Genomic DNA, 369 nt, shown 5'->3' on the forward strand with positions numbered 1-369 from the left:
ATGTAGGCCGCCCCGAGCCCCTCCTTGCCCTTGCGGTGCAGGACGTGGACGTGGTCGCCGTCCGCGGCGAGCTCGTCGGCGATCGCGCCGGTGCCGTCGGGCGAGTTGTCGTCCGCCACCAGGATGTGCGCAGCGGGGACCGCTGCGCGGATCCGGGCCGTGATCGGACGGAGGTTCTCCGACTCGTTGTAGGTGGGGATGATGACGAGCACCCGCTCGAGCGGGGCTGCCGGGTCGGTCATTCGCTTCTCCCGTTCCGGATTCGGTCGGCGCCCATTCTGCCGTATCGCAGGGACGCCACGAGGGCGAGCCCGGCGAGAATCGTGATCGCCAGCTCCAGCGGCGAGGCCAGCCAGGTGGCCGGCGTCA

The 369-nt window shown here is 71.0% G+C and carries 1 protein-coding gene; it reads right to left on the bottom strand.

All coding sequences use genetic code 11. The annotated features are described in order from the left end of the window. A partial coding sequence (locus BN358_RS11305) for a glycosyltransferase (protein WP_040582831.1) occupies positions 1-242 on the bottom strand: 242 nt, incomplete at its 3' end. Positions 243-369: the final 127 nt, after the last annotated feature.

The organism is Sedimentibacter sp. B4 (genome assembly GCF_000309315.1).
GTDB lineage: Bacteria > Bacillota > Clostridia > Tissierellales > Sedimentibacteraceae > Sedimentibacter > Sedimentibacter saalensis.